Here is a 14453-nt window from a genome sequence, read left to right on the forward strand (position 1 = left end):
TCTGCATGTTTGGGGGCTCTTTCTTCCATGACCACTCGTCGTGATCTCCTCGCCGGCGCGGCCGCGCTCGGCGCTGCGGCCGTCGTGCCGAAACTCGCCACCGCCGCCACGGCCGCAAAGCCCACGGGTGAAGCGGCCAAGATGTACGCCATGTTCGACCGCTTCATGGCCCAGGCGTTCCGCCGCTCGCCGGAGCTGGCGACGAGCCTCGGCATCGACAAGGGCGACCTGGCCTGGACCAAGTACGAGCTGTCGGACTTCTCGCTCACCGCCAACGCGGAGAGCAAGGCGATCAACGCCGGCCAGCTCGCCGAGCTTCGCACCCTGGACCGCAAGCAGCTCTCGGGCATGGACGCGGTCAACTACGACACCGTCGAGTTCACCCTGGACGTCCAGGACGAGGGCAGCCGCAAGTTCCAGTATGGCGGCGTCGGCGCCGGCGCGCCCTATGTGGTCTCCCAGCTCACCGGCGCCTACCAGCAGATGCCGGACTTCCTCGACACCCAGCACGTGATCGAGGCCAAGGGCGACGCCGACGCCTACATGGCGCGGATGGAGGCCTTCGCCCGGCTCCTCGACCAGGAGGCCGAGGTGGCCCGCCACGACGTGGCCCTCGGCGTCACCCCGCCGGACTTCGTGCTCGACAAGGCGCTGACCCAGCTCAAGTCGTTCCTCGCCTACACGCCCGACAAGGCGCCGATGGTGGCGAGCCTCCTGCGCCGCACCAAGGAGAAGAACATCGCCGGCGACTGGGCGGCGCAGGCCGAGGGCCTCTACGCCGAGAAGGTGCGCCCGGCGCTCGCCCGCCAGGCCGCGCTGCTGGAGAGCCTGCGGCCCAAGGCCGTGCACGACGCCGGCGTCTGGCGTCTGCCCGACGGCGAGGACTACTACCGGGTCTCGCTGCGCCAATACACGACCGCCAACATCACCCCCGACGAGGTCCACGCCATGGGCCTGGAGCTGGTGAAGAGCCTCGGCGCCCAGGCGGACGTGCTGATGAGGAAGGCCGGCTACGCCAAGGGGAGCGTCGGCGAGCGCTACCGCGCCATGGCCAAGGATCCCAAGCAGCTCTACCCGAACACCGACGCCGGCAAGGAGCAGCTGCTCAAGGCGCTGAACGACAAGGTCAAGGTGGTCCAGGCCAAGCTGCCCGGCTACTTCGGCCAGTTGCCGAAGGCGCCGCTGGAGATCCGCCGCGTGCCCAAGGCCATCGAGGCCGGCGCGCCGGGCGGCTACTACTATTCGCCCTCGCTCGACGGGAAGCGGCCGGGGATCTACTGGATCAACCTGCGCGACACCGCCGAGAACCCGGCCTGGTCCCTGCCCACCCTCACCTATCACGAGGGGATTCCGGGGCACCACCTGCAGCTCTCGCTCAACAACGAGGCCGGCGACCTGCCCCTGATCCGCAAGGTGATCGGCTTCTCCGGCTATTCCGAGGGTTGGGCGCTCTACGCCGAGAACCTCGCCGTCGAGATGGGCATGTACGACCACGACGTGCTCGGCCACATCGGCATGATCCACGACGCCATGTTCCGGGCCGTGCGCCTGGTGGTCGACAGCGGCATGCACCACAAGCGCTGGAGCCGCGAGCAGGCCGTCAAGTACATGGTCGACAACATCGGCGACAACGAAGCCACCGCCGTCACCGAGATCGAGCGCTACTGCGTGTGGCCCGGCCAGGCCTCCAGCTACATGGTCGGCAAGATCACCTGGCTGAACGCCCGCGAGCGCGCGAAGAAGGCGCTGGGTCCGAAGTTCGACATCAAGAAGTTCCACGACGCGGGCCTGCTGGCCGGCGGCGTGCCGCTGACGGTGCTCGACCGCGTCATCGACGACTACGTCGCCAGCACCCGGAAAGCCTGATCCGATTGGGACCGGCTCGGCCGTTGGGCAAACGGCCGGGCCGGGCCATATACGGGTCCATGATCATCCAGGACCTCGATCAGCTCGCCGAGATCTACGACGGGCCGGTCACCCCGGCTTCGACCGTCAAGGAAGTCGCGCGGATCACCCCGCACTACCGCCAGCTCATCGAGGCCTCTCCGTTCGTGGCCCTGGCCACCGTCGGGCCCGAGGGCCTCGACTGCAGCCCGCGGGGCGACGCCCGGGGCTTCGTCCGCATCCTCGACGAGCGGACCCTCGCCCTGCCCGACCGGCGCGGCAACAACCGCATCGATTCCCTGAGGAACATCGTCCGCGACCCGCGCGTCGCGCTGCTGTTCCTGATCCCCGGCTCGGGGACGACCTTCCGGGTCAACGGTCGCGCGGTCCTCACCACCGACCCCGACCTGCTGGAAAGCTTCGCCGTGGACGGCAAGGCGCCCCGCTCGGTCATCCTGGTCAATGTGGAGGTCGCCTACTTCCAGTGCGCCCGCGCGATCGTCCGCTCCCGGCTCTGGGACCCTGCCGCGCAGGCCGATCCCAAGTCCCTGCCGACGCCCGGCGCGATCCTCGCCGCGCTCACGGACGGAGAGGTCGGCGGCCCGGCCTACGACGCCGAGTGGCCGGCCCGCGCCGCCGGGAGCCTCTGGTGAGCATCGGCATCCTCTGCGCCACGCCGGAGGAGCTGGAAGCCGTCCGCGCCCAGCTGCATCTGGATCCCGAGCCGGAGCTTCACGGCCCGACCCGCGTCTGGCGCGGGCGTCACGACGGCCACGACCTGGTGCTGGCCCAGACCGGCATCGGCAAGGTCAACGCCGCGGCCGCCGCCACCCTGCTGCTCAGCCTGTTCGAGGTGGAGGCCCTGATCTGCTCCGGCGTCGCCGGCGGACTGAACCCGGAACTGCCGGTCGGGGCCGTGGTGCTGGCCGAGCGGCTGGCGATCCACGATTTCGGGGTGGTGACCGGCGGCCAGCTCACCGCCACCGCCTCCGGCGAGATCCCGATCGGCGCGCCCGAGCTAAGCGAGGCGCCGCCCGTCCAGCCGCACGTCCGCTCGGCGCTCGAGCGCCTGGAGGACGCCGTGGCCGAGCGGCTCGGCCATCCGATCCGCCGCGGCGCTATCGTCACCGCCGACTACTTCCTGAACTGCGGCGAGACCCGCGACGCCCTGCGCGCCCGCTTCGCCGCCGACGCCATCGACATGGAGAGCGGGGCCCTCCGCCAGGTGGCCGACGCCTGGAAGCGGCCGCTCTACGTCATCCGCACCCTCTCCGACCTTGCCGGGGAGGAGAGCCACGTCACCTACTACGAGATGGAGCTGATGGCGGCGGAGAACTCGGCGCTCTGCGTGCCGGCCCTGCTTGCGATCCTCAAGGCCGGCGTGGACGCCGGCTGAACCCTCGCCTAGTCTTCGCCGTCCCTCGATCACCCAAGGGACGAACCACCCCACATGACCGCGCCCGCTACCGTCGCCGCCGAGCTGCGGCGCCGCCTGGCCAACGCCCACGCCCCCTATTCCAAGGTCCACGTCGCCGTCGCCGTAGAGACCGCGGCCGGGGCCCTGCACTATGGCGTCAATGTCGAGAACGCGGCCTATCCGCAGGGCTGGTGCGCCGAGGCCTCGGCGATCGGGGCGGCGGTGACGGCGGGCGAGCCGGCCTTGGTGCGGGTGTTCGTCGCCTCCGATCTTCCCGGCCACATCTGGCCGTGCGGCGGCTGCCGCCAGAAGATCCTCGAGCTCGCCCGGCCGGGCTGCGAGGTGGTGAGCCTCTCTCCCGACGGCGCGGCCGAGACGCGCACCATCGAGGAGCTGCTGCCCCTGGCTTTCCGGCTCGATCCGACCGATCGGTGAAATGATAGGCGGCGGAACGCGCGGCCCGCTCGCGCGTCGTCTTGGCGAGTGCAGGTATTGCGTAGGAGTTCCAAGGCGTTGACCGGTCGCGATGCAGGGCCTGCACTTCGGTTCCGCGACCTCCGGTCTCGCTTGTCCGACTCTTTCGCCAACCCCATCTTCAGCTCATGAGCCACCGCCCGACCGGGGCGGCGCCGCCGCGCCTCGTGGCAGCGCTGGGTCCCACCAACACCGGCAAGACCCATCTGGCGGTCGAGCGAATGCTGGGTCACGCCTCGGGCATGATCGGCCTGCCGCTGCGGCTGTTGGCCCGGGAGATCTACGATCGGGTGGTCAAGGCGCGCGGCGCGCGTTCGGTGGCCCTGATCACCGGCGAGGAGAAGATCATCCCGCCGCGGCCGCAGTATTTCATCTGCACGGTCGAGGCGATGCCGCTGTCCCGCGAGGTGGAGTTCCTGGCGGTCGACGAGATCCAGCTCTGCGCCGACCCCGAGCGCGGCCACGTCTTCACCCACCGCCTGTTGCACGCCCGCGGCACGGCCGAGACCATGCTGCTGGGCGCCGCCACCATGGCCCCGCTGATCCGCCGCCTGCTGCCGCACGCCGAGATCGTCACCCGCGAGCGGTTCTCCAGCCTCACCTATTCCGGCCCCAAGAAGCTGACGCGCCTGCCCCGGCGCAGCGCCGTCGTCGCCTTCTCCGCCGACCAGGTCTACGCCATCGCCGAGCTGATCCGCCGACAGCGGGGCGGCGCGGCCGTGGTCATGGGCTCGCTCAGCCCGCGGACGCGCAACGCCCAGGTCGAGCTCTACCAGTCCGGCGAGGTCGATTTCCTGGTGGCCACCGACGCCATCGGCATGGGCCTCAACATGGACGTCGACCATGTCGCCTTCGCCGGCGTGCGCAAGTTCGACGGCCGCCGGACGCGCTTCCTGACGCCCCAGGAGATCGGCCAGATCGCCGGCCGCGCCGGCCGCTTCCAGCGCGACGGCACCTTCGGCGTCACCGGCGAGGCCGAAGACCTCGACACCGACCTCGTCGAGGCCGTGCAGGAGCACCGCTTCGAACCGGTGGCCGGGGCGGAGTGGCGCAACGCCAAGCTGGATTTCAGCTCGCTCGCGGCCCTGCAGCGCTCCCTGGCCGAGCCGCCCTCCCGCGAGGGGCTGAAGCTCGCCGCCGAGGCGCTCGACGAGACCACCCTGCGCCGCCTCGCCGAGGACCCCGACGTGGCCGACCGCGTCCGCGACCACGTCGCCCTGGCCCGGCTGTGGGACGTCTGCCAGACGCCGGACTTCCGCAAGGTGGCCACCGACGACCACATCCGCCTGGCGCGTGACTTCTTCTTCCACCTGACCACCGGCCGACGGCGGATCCCCGACGACTGGATCGCCAAGCAGTACGCCCACCTCGACCGCACCGACGGCGAGATCGACGCCCTCGCCGCGCGCCTCGCCAGCGTGCGCACCCTCGCCTATGTCGCCAACCGGCCGGACTGGCTGGTCGATCCGGCGGAATGGCAGGGCAAGACCCGTGGCCTGGAGGACCGCCTCTCCGACACCCTGCACGAGAAGCTGATGGCTCGGTTCGTCGACCGGCGGACCAGCGCCCTGATGCGCGGCCTCCGGGTCCGCGAGGACCTGCTGGCCGGGGTCGCCGACGACGGGGCGGTGACGGTGGAGGGGCACTTCGTCGGCAAGCTCTCCGGGGTCAGCTTCGAGGGCGTCCAGGGCGCCACCGTGCTCGAGGAGAAGGCGCTGCGCGCCGCGGCCCGCCAGGCCCTCGGTCCCGAGATAGCGCGACGGCTGGGCCGGCTGGCGGCCGAGCCGGACGAGGCCTTCGCCCTGACGCCGGACGGCGCGGTGCTCTGGCGCGGCGAGGCCGTGGGCGCCCTGACCGGCGGCCAGCCCGCCCAGCCCCGCGTGCGCCTGTTCGGCGACCTCGGCGACGCGGCCGCCCGCGAGCGCGCCACCCGGCGCCTCGAGGCCTTCGTGGCCGGCGAGAGCGCCAGCCGGCTGGGCGCCCTGCGCCGGCTGGAAACGGCCGTGGCCGAGGGCAGGATCAAGGGCCTGCCGCGGGGCATCGCCTATCGGCTGATCGAGAACGGCGGCGTGCTCGAGCGCGCCCAGGTGCGCGGCGAGGTGAAGTCGCTGAGCCAGGTGGAGCGGCGCACCCTGCGCAGCCTCGGCGTGCGCATCGGCGCCTTCGCCCTCTTCCTGCCGGCCCTGCTCAAGCCCAGCGCCCGCGCCATCGCCCAGGCCTTCGCCGTCCGCGAGGCGCCGGACTGGCGTCCGTCCATCGACCGGCCGAGCCCGGCGCCGCAGGCCCTGCCGGCCCGCGCCCTGGCCGCCTATGGCCTGATGCGGGTCGGCGGCCTCGCCGCCCCGGTGGCCCAGCTGGAACGGCTCGACGAACTCCTGCGCGCCGCGCCCAAGCAGAACGGCGGCGTCGTGCTCTCCGATCAGGCCCGCGAGGAGCTGGGCTGGAGCGAGGCCGACGCCCGGGCGATCCTGCGCGGTCTCGGCTACGCCCCCGCCGTGAAGCCGAAGGAGGGCCAGCCCATGGCCTGGCGTCGTCGGGCCGAGCGGGCGCCCGAGCCCGCCGCCCGGCCGGCGCCGCACTCGCCCTTCGCCGCCCTCGCCGCCCTCAAGGACCAGCCGGCCCCGGCCCGCCGGCCGCGCCGCCGGCGCCGCCGGAAGGCGGCCGTGGCATGACCGAGGACGCCGCGCGGGTCGACGTCTGGCTCTGGCGGGCGCGGTTCTTCAAGACCCGCTCCATGGCCGCGCGCTTCGTCGAGGAAGGCCGCGTGCGCCTGACCCGCTCGGGCCAGGAAAGCCGCCTTGAGAAATCCTCGCGGCCGGTGAAAGTCGGCGACCAGCTGGTCTTCGCGGTCGGCGGCCGGCTCATCGCCGTGCAGGTCGAGGGACTGGGTGAGCGGCGCGGGCCGCCGGCCGAAGCGCGCACCCTCTATTCGGCCTTGCAGAATTCCTCAGAGGCCTTGGACGGTCCGTCTCATTGACATTCGGGCCTTTGGCCCCGAAAAACCGCCCGCCTTCGGAACACCAGATCCTTTTGGGAATCCTTGGGCGCCCAGGAAGTCGGAGCACCTGCACGTCATGACCTACATCGTGATGGATCCCTGCATCAAATGTAAGTTCATGGACTGCGTGGAGGTCTGCCCGGTCGATTGCTTCTACGAGGGCGAGAACTTCCTGGCGATCAACCCGGACGAATGCATCGACTGCGGCGTCTGCGAGCCGGAATGCCCGGTTGACGCGATCAAGCCGGATACCGAGGACGACCCGGACGGCAAGTGGCTGCGCGTCAACTCGGAGTATTCGAAGGTGTGGCCCAACATCACGGTGAAGGGCACGCCGCCGGAAGACCGCGAAGAGTACGAACGCGAGACGGGGAAGTTCGAGAAATACTTCTCCGAGAAGCCCGGCCGCGGCTCCTGAGCCTTGCCGCCCGCGCCGCGGTTGCAGCACAACCGTGGCGACCTCTGGCCCCTCTAGTTGGCTGCGCCTTGGGGCAAGCCTTTCATTCGGCTTAATTTTGTGCTATTCACCACGGGTGACGTGGCGAAAGGCGATCCGCCCTGCCCGTCTTCCGGAAAGAACAGCCGTCCCGGCGCTCCACGCCAGGTTCGCGCGAAGGGTGTCTTAGAGGTCTAAACCCGCTCCAGCCGACGATGCCGCCGCGTCACGTTTCGCGGACAGTGTGGTTTTGTCGCTCAGCGGGTGCTCGCGTCAGCGGTCCGGTAATGGCCCGGATCTGGATTGAGAGGTTTCGATGAGCAAGAACGGTCACGATTTCTCGGTTGGCGATCACGTCGTCTACCCCGCCCACGGCGTGGGTCAGGTGCAGGGGATCGAAACCCAGGAAGTCGCCGGTCTGAAACTTGAGGTCTATGTCATCACCTTCGACCACGAGAAGATGACGCTGCGCGTGCCGACCGCCAAGGCCCGGACCGCCGGCCTGCGGCCGCTGGCCGAGGGCAATGTGGTCTCCAAGGCCCTGACCACCCTGAAGGGCCGCGCCCGGGTGAAGCGCACCATGTGGTCGCGCCGCGCCCAGGAGTACGAAGCCAAGATCAACTCCGGCGACCTGATCTCGATCGCCGAGGTGGTGCGCGACCTGCACCGCGCCGAGAACCAGCCGGAACAGTCCTATTCGGAGCGCCAGCTCTATGAATCGGCGCTGGACCGCATGGCCCGCGAAGTCGCCGCCATCGAGCGCATCGACCGCGACGCGGCCATCTCGCTGCTCAACAAGTCGCTGGTGAAGACGGCCGCGGCCGCCTGACCCTTCCGACCTGACCGACAGGCAAAGTCGAAGCGCCCGGTTCCTGCGAACCGGGCGCTTTCGTTTGCGCGGAACGCCTCTCCGCGTCCGGCCGTTTGCCGGGGCGCACGAGGAGGTTCAGATGACCCGCGCCCTGGGACGCCGTCCCGACGAGACGTCCAGCCCTGAGAGCCAGCGCCAGGGACCGGAGACCTGGACCCTTGCGGTCCTGGCGATCGTGCTGGTCGCCGCGATCATCGCCCTCGTCGCCTACGCCGCGGCCTAATCCGCCTCGGCCGAGCCCAGCAGCGGCTCGGCCTGGACGCCGGGGCCTCGGTCGAGCTCCGCCTTCAGCGTCTCGCGGTCGAGGTCCCTCTCCCAGCGGGCGAGGACCAGGGTCGCGACCCCGTTGCCCACCAGGTTGGTCAGCGCCCGGCATTCGCTCATGAAGCGGTCGACGCCGACCAGCAGGGCCAGGGAGGCGATCGGCAGGTCGGGGATCACCGCCAGGGTGGCGGCAAGGGTGATGAAGCCCGCGCCGGTGACGCCGCTCGCCCCCTTCGACGTCAGCATGGCCACGCCGAGCAGGGTCGCCTCCTGCTCCCAGCTCAGCGGCGTGTTGGTCGCCTGGGCCAGGAACAGGGTGGCCATGGTCATGTAGATGTTGGTGCCGTCGAGGTTGAAGGAATAGCCGGTCGGGATCACCAGGCCCACCGTGGTCTTGCCTGCGCCGAGCCGCTGCAGCTTGGCCATCATCTGCGGCAGCACCGCCTCGGACGACGAGGCGCCGAGGACGATCAGCAGCTCCTCGCGGATGTAGTTGAGGAACTTCAGGATCGAGAAGCCGGCCAGGGCCGCGATCGCGCCCAGCACCACCAGCACGAACAGCAGCGAGGTCGAATAGACCGCCGCCACCAGCGCCCCGAGCTTCACCAGCGCCGGCAGGCCGTACTTGCCGATCGTGAAGGCCATGGCCCCGAAGGCGCCGATGGGGGCGAGCTTCACGACCACCCCGATGATGCCGAAGAACAGCTTGCCGATCTGGTCGAGCGCCTCGGCGGTCTTCTCGCCGAACTCGCCCATCCGCGTGCAGGCGAAGCCGGTGAGGATGGCCACCACCAGCACCTCCAGGAGGTCGCCGCGCGCGAAGGCGCCGAGGAAGGTGTCGGGGATCAGGTTCAAGAGGTATTCGACCACGCTTTCGGCGTGCTTGGCCTGGGCCGCGTAGCCGGCCCCGATCTTCGGGTCGAGGCTCGCCGGATCGACATTGAAGCCGGCGCCGGGCTTCAGCACCTCGCCGACGAGGAGGCCGACCAGCAGGGCCAGGGTGGAGACCGCCTCGAAATAAACGAGGGTGCGCAGGCCCAGCCGCCCGAAGGCCTTGAGATCGCTCATCCGGGCGATGCCCCCGGCCACGGTGCAGAACACCACCGGCGCGATGGCCATCTTGATCAGCTTGATGAAGGCGTCGCCGAGCGGCTTCAGGCTCGCGCCGACCTCCGGCCACAGCGCGCCGACCGCCAGCCCGAGGGCGACGCCCACCAGCACCTGGACATAGAGCACGCGAAAATGGCGCAGCAGTCCCATGCAGCCGGCTCCCCCGAACGCCTGAAGCGGCCGCGTTTGCACGAGACCCGCGCGAACGCTATCACGCCTCCCGCGCGGCCCGGTAGCTCAGCCGGATAGAGCAGGGCTTTCCTAAAGCCAAGGTCGGGGGTTCGAGTCCCTCCCGGGCCGCCAGAAGATTGTCGGGACCACCTAAGAGTGGCCCAAAAACCAGATAAGGCTGGCCACAGGCTGCGTCGCGCCACCTCCGGACATCAGGATCGGCCTCTGATGCAGAGTTGCGGAACATTCCGCGGCGATGCCCAGGCGGCTCTATAGGCCGCTCAAACTCACCAGCCCGCGGGCTTCGTGATCGTGCCGACCTTGTCCTTGAAAATGTCGGGGAACTGGGCCGCCTGCAGGTGGTGCGTTCGGATTTCCTTGCGGAAGGTGCTCAGCCTTTTGAGCTCGAGGCTGCCGTTCGGGCGCGGCGGAATGAGACCCACGGGAATCTTGGCGTCCTCCTTGATCATCCGGATAGGGGTGAGCAGGTCGGAGTCGTTCGACACCACTACGGCGCATTCACAGTCGCCGCGATAGACGTCCCTGAGAAGATGCGCGGCGAGGTTAACGTCGGATCCCTTCTCTTCGGTCTTGTGCACCCACCGCATAATCGGCTTGCCACTAGCCGCCACCTTCACCACCGGACGACCGTTCACCCTCTTCGGCTGACCCTGCGGATCGACCTCGACCTCCGGCGCACGGACGCATGAGGCCAGGAATGTTCCGAAATGCACGTCCACCTTCGGCAAGGTGTTGAGCGCGCGGACGTAGGTGGCCTGTCGCACGGGCAGATCGGGGTCGACGGCCCGCGCCTCCACCTTGGCGGTGAAGTAGCGGATCTTGCAGACGTCGTTCTTGGCGAGAACGGCCTCGAAGAGCGCCTGTAGATTCAACCACTTATACGGCGAACCCTTCAGAAGGCCGTAATACAGGTTGAACCCGTCAATGTAGACGTACGTCCGCATCTTGGGGGCCAGATAATGCTACGGCGGCCCCGAGGGGCCGCCGCGCGTCCGGCAGCCGAGGCCACCGGAGGAGTGATGTGCCGCTTATCTGGCGATGCGCGGCTCTCTGTCAATAGTGCGGAGCCGTTGATAGTTCCTTGATGCACCTCACGGGGATCGGCGTCAGGGCCGCGACGTGAGGAGACATTGCGTCAGTTGGCGAGGGCGAAATTCGATGCCGAACCCTCGCAGCTTAGGTGGGTGTGAAGACGTGGGTTGTGTGGACGCCAATGACCCGCCAGTCGAGTTGCTTCCCCGCCGGAATCTTCTTCGCGTCGTGAATTCCTACCGTCTTGGCTTCAAGCTCATCCGTGAAGCGTCGGGCGTTCTCGGGTCGCGCACCCATATCGCCTTCGTTCGTGAGAAAGACTGAGCCGCTCTCAAAACCAGCACCCACCACAAAGTACGTTTCATTGATCGTCTTCGCGTTCATGATTCATCCGTTCCCGCGCCTATCGATGCGTTGTGCTGAGCGCTCGCAGGCCCTCTCAAGGCCCGTGCGATTAGACACTTCGGCGAAACCACCCGCTCTGTTTCCCGGTGCCTTCCACCGCCCGTCCGGCACGGGCAAGGGCGCGGCAGGCGCGCAGAACCTCCCAGGGCACTTCGTCGAGTTCACCGGCGACGGTGACGTAGGGACGCAATCTTTCATCAAGACGAGCTGCTACCTCGCGGACGAGGTCCGGGAAGGCCTGCTCGGGCTCTGGCTCCCGATTGCCGGCTTCCCAACGGTCGCACCACTGAACAGTGTTGTTCCAGACAATGAAGTGACTACCACATCCGCTGTCCCGCCAGACAGAAGGGTAAAGGGTCAACCCCCGCTTCGTGTGGTAAAGTCTCCATGGAGGCCCGAGCGCCGGATCAAGGTTGACGGTGAGTTTCTCGCCGCAGCCGTCCGGGCAGGCGATGACAAGCGCGCGAGGCCGGTCGCGGTGCACAAGGACAGTGTCACCCGGCGCGGTCGCGAGCGGATCGGCTTCGTGCCGCCGGGTTACCGTTCCCCGCAGCGTCAGTCGACGTACAGGTTCAGAGGGTCGCAAGCGTAGTCTCCTCGTGAGCACTCAAGGCCTCGACCAAGCGCGATGCGAGGCGGTATGCCGTCCTTCGCCGGCCCTTGTCTCGGCGGCAGGTCGCCGGGAACATGCATCGACGCAGAAGGCCCGCGACGACGGCGAGCCGATATTCATCTGAACTGCACTGGTTCGCGATACCGATGGTGCGCAGCTGACGGATGACATCCCACATCCAGCGATACTTCATGCCAGCCTCGCTCGGCGGAGGGCTCAGGATAAAGGCGTTTGGCGCATAGAGAGCCTCGACCACCTCCTCCCATTCCGGGTCGTGATAGTTGTCGTTGTGCTCATCGTCCTTGAGGGCGATCGCGAACCAGGTTTCGAGCAGGGCCACGTCGGCCGCCAGTGGCCCGTTGCAGACAGAAGCCATGTCGATGAGGATCGCTTCCCCCCGACGCACCCGCACGTTGTCGGCATGTAGATCGCCGTGGATGGGGCCGACGCGGTGCGGCCGGTTGAGCGGCCGTAGCAGCTCGACGATTTCCTCAGGTGTCAGAGCCTCGCCGCGCCCGCACGCCGTCTCGTAATATTCGGACCTGATCTTGTCCGCTCGAATGATCCGAGCGCCTTCCAACGCTTGCCACATCGAACCGTTGGACGGCTGAACCCGCAGCCCTTGCGCGCGCCAGGCGCCCAGTGTCATATCGAATAGGTTGAAGATAGCTGTGGCGGCCAAGCCCCGCCGCGCCACGTCCCAGAGCGCTTCAGACTGGTCCACGAGGCTGCCGACCAGAAGGCCGCGCCGGGCTCCCAGCCGAACCTGCTCGATCTCCGGACACATACCGAAGGGGATGAAGGGCTTTGCCGCCCGATAGCCATCTGCCTCCTGGAGGATCTTGGAGCGTCTGTCGAACTTGGCGAACAAGGGTTGCCCCCAGTTGCCGAAGGAGTTGCCACGCGTCGTGTGAACGGTGAAAACGCGCGCACCCGATAAACCCGGGCTTAGTTCTTCGAGCCGGACTTGCCCGTACCCGGCAAGCGCGCGGCTCATCAGCAGGTGGTCCTCATCGTCGAGAGGCTCCACGTTGCCCACGTACTCTGGGGTGAAAGCCCCGTCGGCCGCTGGCCCCGGATCATGCCGCGCGAGCAGTTCAGGGAAGACGTAGGCCGGGGGAAGGACTTTGCGCTCCACCTGATCGGGCGGCAGACCCCTCAGCAGGTCGCTGGCCACGAGCTGACTGGCGTCATCCGCGGTGCTCACGCAGATCAGAAGCCCGTGGTCGATCCAACTGGCCCCTGCTCGCGGCAGCAATTCAGTGATGGCTCGACCAGTGTCCAGATGGATGAGGACGCCACGGGCGCGATTCAGATCGCTGATGGTCGGGGCAGCCGACAACAGCGCGAGACGCAGGCCGCGATTTTCGAATTCGGCGCGCGCCGCATCCGAGATTGCGTCGCCGAGGACCAGGACGACGTCCCGCTCTGGCCGGAGAAGTCTGCGGGGGACGATCATCGTGCGCCTCTCAGCGGGTTGGTCGCCGAGGGGCCGTGGCCAATCACGCCCGATGATGAACAGACAAGGCACCCAGGATTTCGTCCCACCGTCGGTGTCCGCAGTCGGCCGGTTACACCGTCGTACCATTGATAGCGCGCGCGGAAGGGCGCGGAGGTGACCGCGCCCATGAACATGCTGACGGCGAGGGACGACATGGTGGCGTTGAGCGAAACGACCGCCGGCTGAGGCTCACCCTGCCCGCGGAAATAAGGATCCTGGGCTCGTTGCACCTCCGTCATCATCTCAATGCGCACCACCTCGGAGCTGATGGCTCCGGCGCAAAGGAGGCAACCGAGGCCTGGGGCGAGCATCTGAGCCCGTCCCGTGATCTCGCGCACCTCGCCCGCATCCCCGACGCCGATGGAAACGCCCATGTCGATAGCCGGCACCAGGTGCTGGTAGGCCAGCTGGGAGACCATCGCTCGGCTGGCATGGCTGTCAGTGCACAGAAAGATGAAGTCGGATTCCGCCAGGCGATCGGCCGCGGCGCGAGTGAGCACGTCTTCGACCCGCGTCTCGATCTGAGCCTGGGGGTTTACCTTCAGGATATTCTCGGCGGCGATCTCGACCTTGTGACGGCCGATCAGCTCAGGTTGGGCGCCAAACACCCGGTTCCGGTTGCTCGTCTCGAGCTTATCCGGATCGATCAGCAGGAAGCGCCGTACTCCTAGATGCGCCAGCTCCTGGGCGACCACCGAGCCGGTGCCACCCAGGCCCACCAGCGCGACTTCGGTGCTAGCGATGGCCGTCTGGCCAGCGCGACCAAAGGCACGAACCTGACGGTCGTAGACGTCGTGCGAAAAAGATGAGGCACTCAAGTCGGGATCGAAGAGGGTGCGGACCTCCGCGCCAACCCGCACTACCTTGACCGCGGCCGCACCGCCTAGAACCCTGGCCCGCACCCCCCCCTGCGAGATGACCATCGCCGCATGAGGTTGCGTGGGCAGTCGCGCCTCCAGGAAGGCCCGCAGGGGCTCCTCGCCGGCGTTATCTACATCGGAAAACTCCGGCATCCCGTGATCGAAGGGGTGGGTATGGGCCATCACCAAGCCCGCCCCCATTCGGCGGGCGCGCGCGGTGAGCTCGACGAGATATGCCGGAGCCAGCTCCGCGGCCACGTCTGTGCGGCGCAGATACGCGCCGGCGGGCGCCCTTTCCGCCAGGACCGAGAGGGCGCGTCCGCCGAAGCCCGTCCGGGTGAAGAAGGACATGCAGGTCTCCTTCTGCTCGAGAAGAGCTGGCGTAGCGACGTCTTC

At 68.4% G+C, this 14453-nt stretch carries 15 protein-coding genes and 1 tRNA gene; 10 read left to right on the forward strand and 6 right to left on the reverse strand.

Annotated elements, in window-relative coordinates; translation table 11 throughout:
• Positions 1-27: 27 nt before the first annotated feature.
• The 9 genes from DJ017_RS18125 (at position 28) to DJ017_RS20540 (ending at position 8303) form a co-directional block, all read left to right on the forward strand.
• On the forward strand, positions 28-1866 hold the full coding sequence (locus tag DJ017_RS18125) for a DUF885 domain-containing protein (RefSeq protein WP_111530311.1): 1839 nt from the start codon (positions 28-30) through the stop codon (positions 1864-1866).
• 59 nt (positions 1867-1925) lie between these two features.
• Positions 1926-2537 carry a pyridoxamine 5'-phosphate oxidase family protein gene (locus DJ017_RS18130; RefSeq protein WP_111530312.1) on the forward strand — a complete coding sequence of 204 codons (612 nt, stop codon included), beginning with the start codon at positions 1926-1928 and terminating at the stop codon, positions 2535-2537.
• Positions 2534-3280: a 5'-methylthioadenosine/S-adenosylhomocysteine nucleosidase gene (gene mtnN / locus DJ017_RS18135; RefSeq protein ID WP_165830708.1), complete on the forward strand. Its 747-nt coding sequence runs from the start codon at positions 2534-2536 to the stop codon at positions 3278-3280. The genes DJ017_RS18130 and mtnN overlap by 4 nt, the downstream gene beginning before the upstream one ends.
• Before the next feature lie 54 nt (positions 3281-3334).
• Complete coding sequence (gene cdd, locus DJ017_RS18140) at positions 3335-3736, forward strand: cytidine deaminase (RefSeq protein ID WP_111530314.1); 402 nt, start codon at positions 3335-3337, stop codon at positions 3734-3736.
• A 167-nt stretch (positions 3737-3903) separates the two neighbouring features.
• On the forward strand, positions 3904-6447 hold the full coding sequence (locus DJ017_RS18145; RefSeq protein ID WP_111530315.1) for a helicase-related protein: 2544 nt from the start codon (positions 3904-3906) through the stop codon (positions 6445-6447).
• Entirely contained in the window at positions 6444-6752 is a 309-nt protein-coding gene (locus DJ017_RS18150; RefSeq protein WP_111530316.1) for an RNA-binding S4 domain-containing protein, read from the forward strand. The genes DJ017_RS18145 and DJ017_RS18150 overlap by 4 nt, the downstream gene beginning before the upstream one ends.
• 97 nt (positions 6753-6849) lie before the next feature.
• On the forward strand, positions 6850-7191 hold the full coding sequence (gene fdxA / locus DJ017_RS18155; protein WP_111530317.1) for a ferredoxin FdxA: 342 nt from the start codon (positions 6850-6852) through the stop codon (positions 7189-7191).
• A gap of 334 nt (positions 7192-7525) precedes the next feature.
• On the forward strand, positions 7526-8038 hold the full coding sequence (locus DJ017_RS18160; protein ID WP_111530318.1) for a CarD family transcriptional regulator: 513 nt from the start codon (positions 7526-7528) through the stop codon (positions 8036-8038).
• 121 nt (positions 8039-8159) lie between these two features.
• The gene (locus DJ017_RS20540) at positions 8160-8303 is read left to right on the forward strand and encodes a hypothetical protein (RefSeq protein ID WP_165830709.1); all 144 of its coding nucleotides are present in this window, start codon (positions 8160-8162) and stop codon (positions 8301-8303) included.
• Here DJ017_RS20540 and DJ017_RS18165 read toward each other — a convergent pair.
• Entirely contained in the window at positions 8300-9604 is a 1305-nt protein-coding gene (locus tag DJ017_RS18165; RefSeq protein WP_165830710.1) for a dicarboxylate/amino acid:cation symporter, read from the reverse strand. The two genes, DJ017_RS20540 and DJ017_RS18165, sit on opposite strands and share 4 nt — an antisense overlap.
• Before the next feature lie 76 nt (positions 9605-9680).
• Here DJ017_RS18165 and DJ017_RS18170 point away from each other — a divergent pair.
• A tRNA-Arg gene (locus DJ017_RS18170) sits at positions 9681-9757 on the forward strand.
• A 155-nt stretch (positions 9758-9912) separates the two neighbouring features.
• Here the strand turns inward: DJ017_RS18170 and DJ017_RS18175 are convergent.
• The 5 genes from DJ017_RS18175 to DJ017_RS18185 all read right to left on the reverse strand — a co-directional run bounded on the left by DJ017_RS18175 (position 9913) and on the right by DJ017_RS18185 (position 14408).
• The gene (locus DJ017_RS18175) at positions 9913-10590 is read right to left on the reverse strand and encodes an NYN domain-containing protein (protein ID WP_111530319.1); all 678 of its coding nucleotides are present in this window, start codon (positions 10588-10590) and stop codon (positions 9913-9915) included.
• 232 nt (positions 10591-10822) lie between these two features.
• The gene (locus DJ017_RS20170) at positions 10823-11062 is read right to left on the reverse strand and encodes a hypothetical protein (protein ID WP_133255500.1); all 240 of its coding nucleotides are present in this window, start codon (positions 11060-11062) and stop codon (positions 10823-10825) included.
• 70 nt (positions 11063-11132) lie between these two features.
• Positions 11133-11690 carry a DUF6527 family protein gene (locus DJ017_RS21065; protein WP_227000241.1) on the reverse strand — a complete coding sequence of 186 codons (558 nt, stop codon included), beginning with the start codon at positions 11688-11690 and terminating at the stop codon, positions 11133-11135.
• Complete coding sequence (locus DJ017_RS18180; RefSeq protein WP_165830711.1) at positions 11656-13155, reverse strand: phosphotransferase; 1500 nt, start codon at positions 13153-13155, stop codon at positions 11656-11658. The genes DJ017_RS21065 and DJ017_RS18180 overlap by 35 nt, the downstream gene beginning before the upstream one ends.
• Positions 13152-14408 (reverse strand): HesA/MoeB/ThiF family protein, encoded by a 1257-nt coding sequence (locus tag DJ017_RS18185; protein ID WP_165830712.1) that lies wholly within the window; start codon positions 14406-14408, stop codon positions 13152-13154. The genes DJ017_RS18180 and DJ017_RS18185 overlap by 4 nt, the downstream gene beginning before the upstream one ends.
• Positions 14409-14453 lie beyond the last annotated feature (45 nt).

Origin of the sequence: Phenylobacterium soli (assembly GCF_003254475.1) — a bacterium.
Classification (GTDB): domain Bacteria; phylum Pseudomonadota; class Alphaproteobacteria; order Caulobacterales; family Caulobacteraceae; genus Phenylobacterium; species Phenylobacterium soli.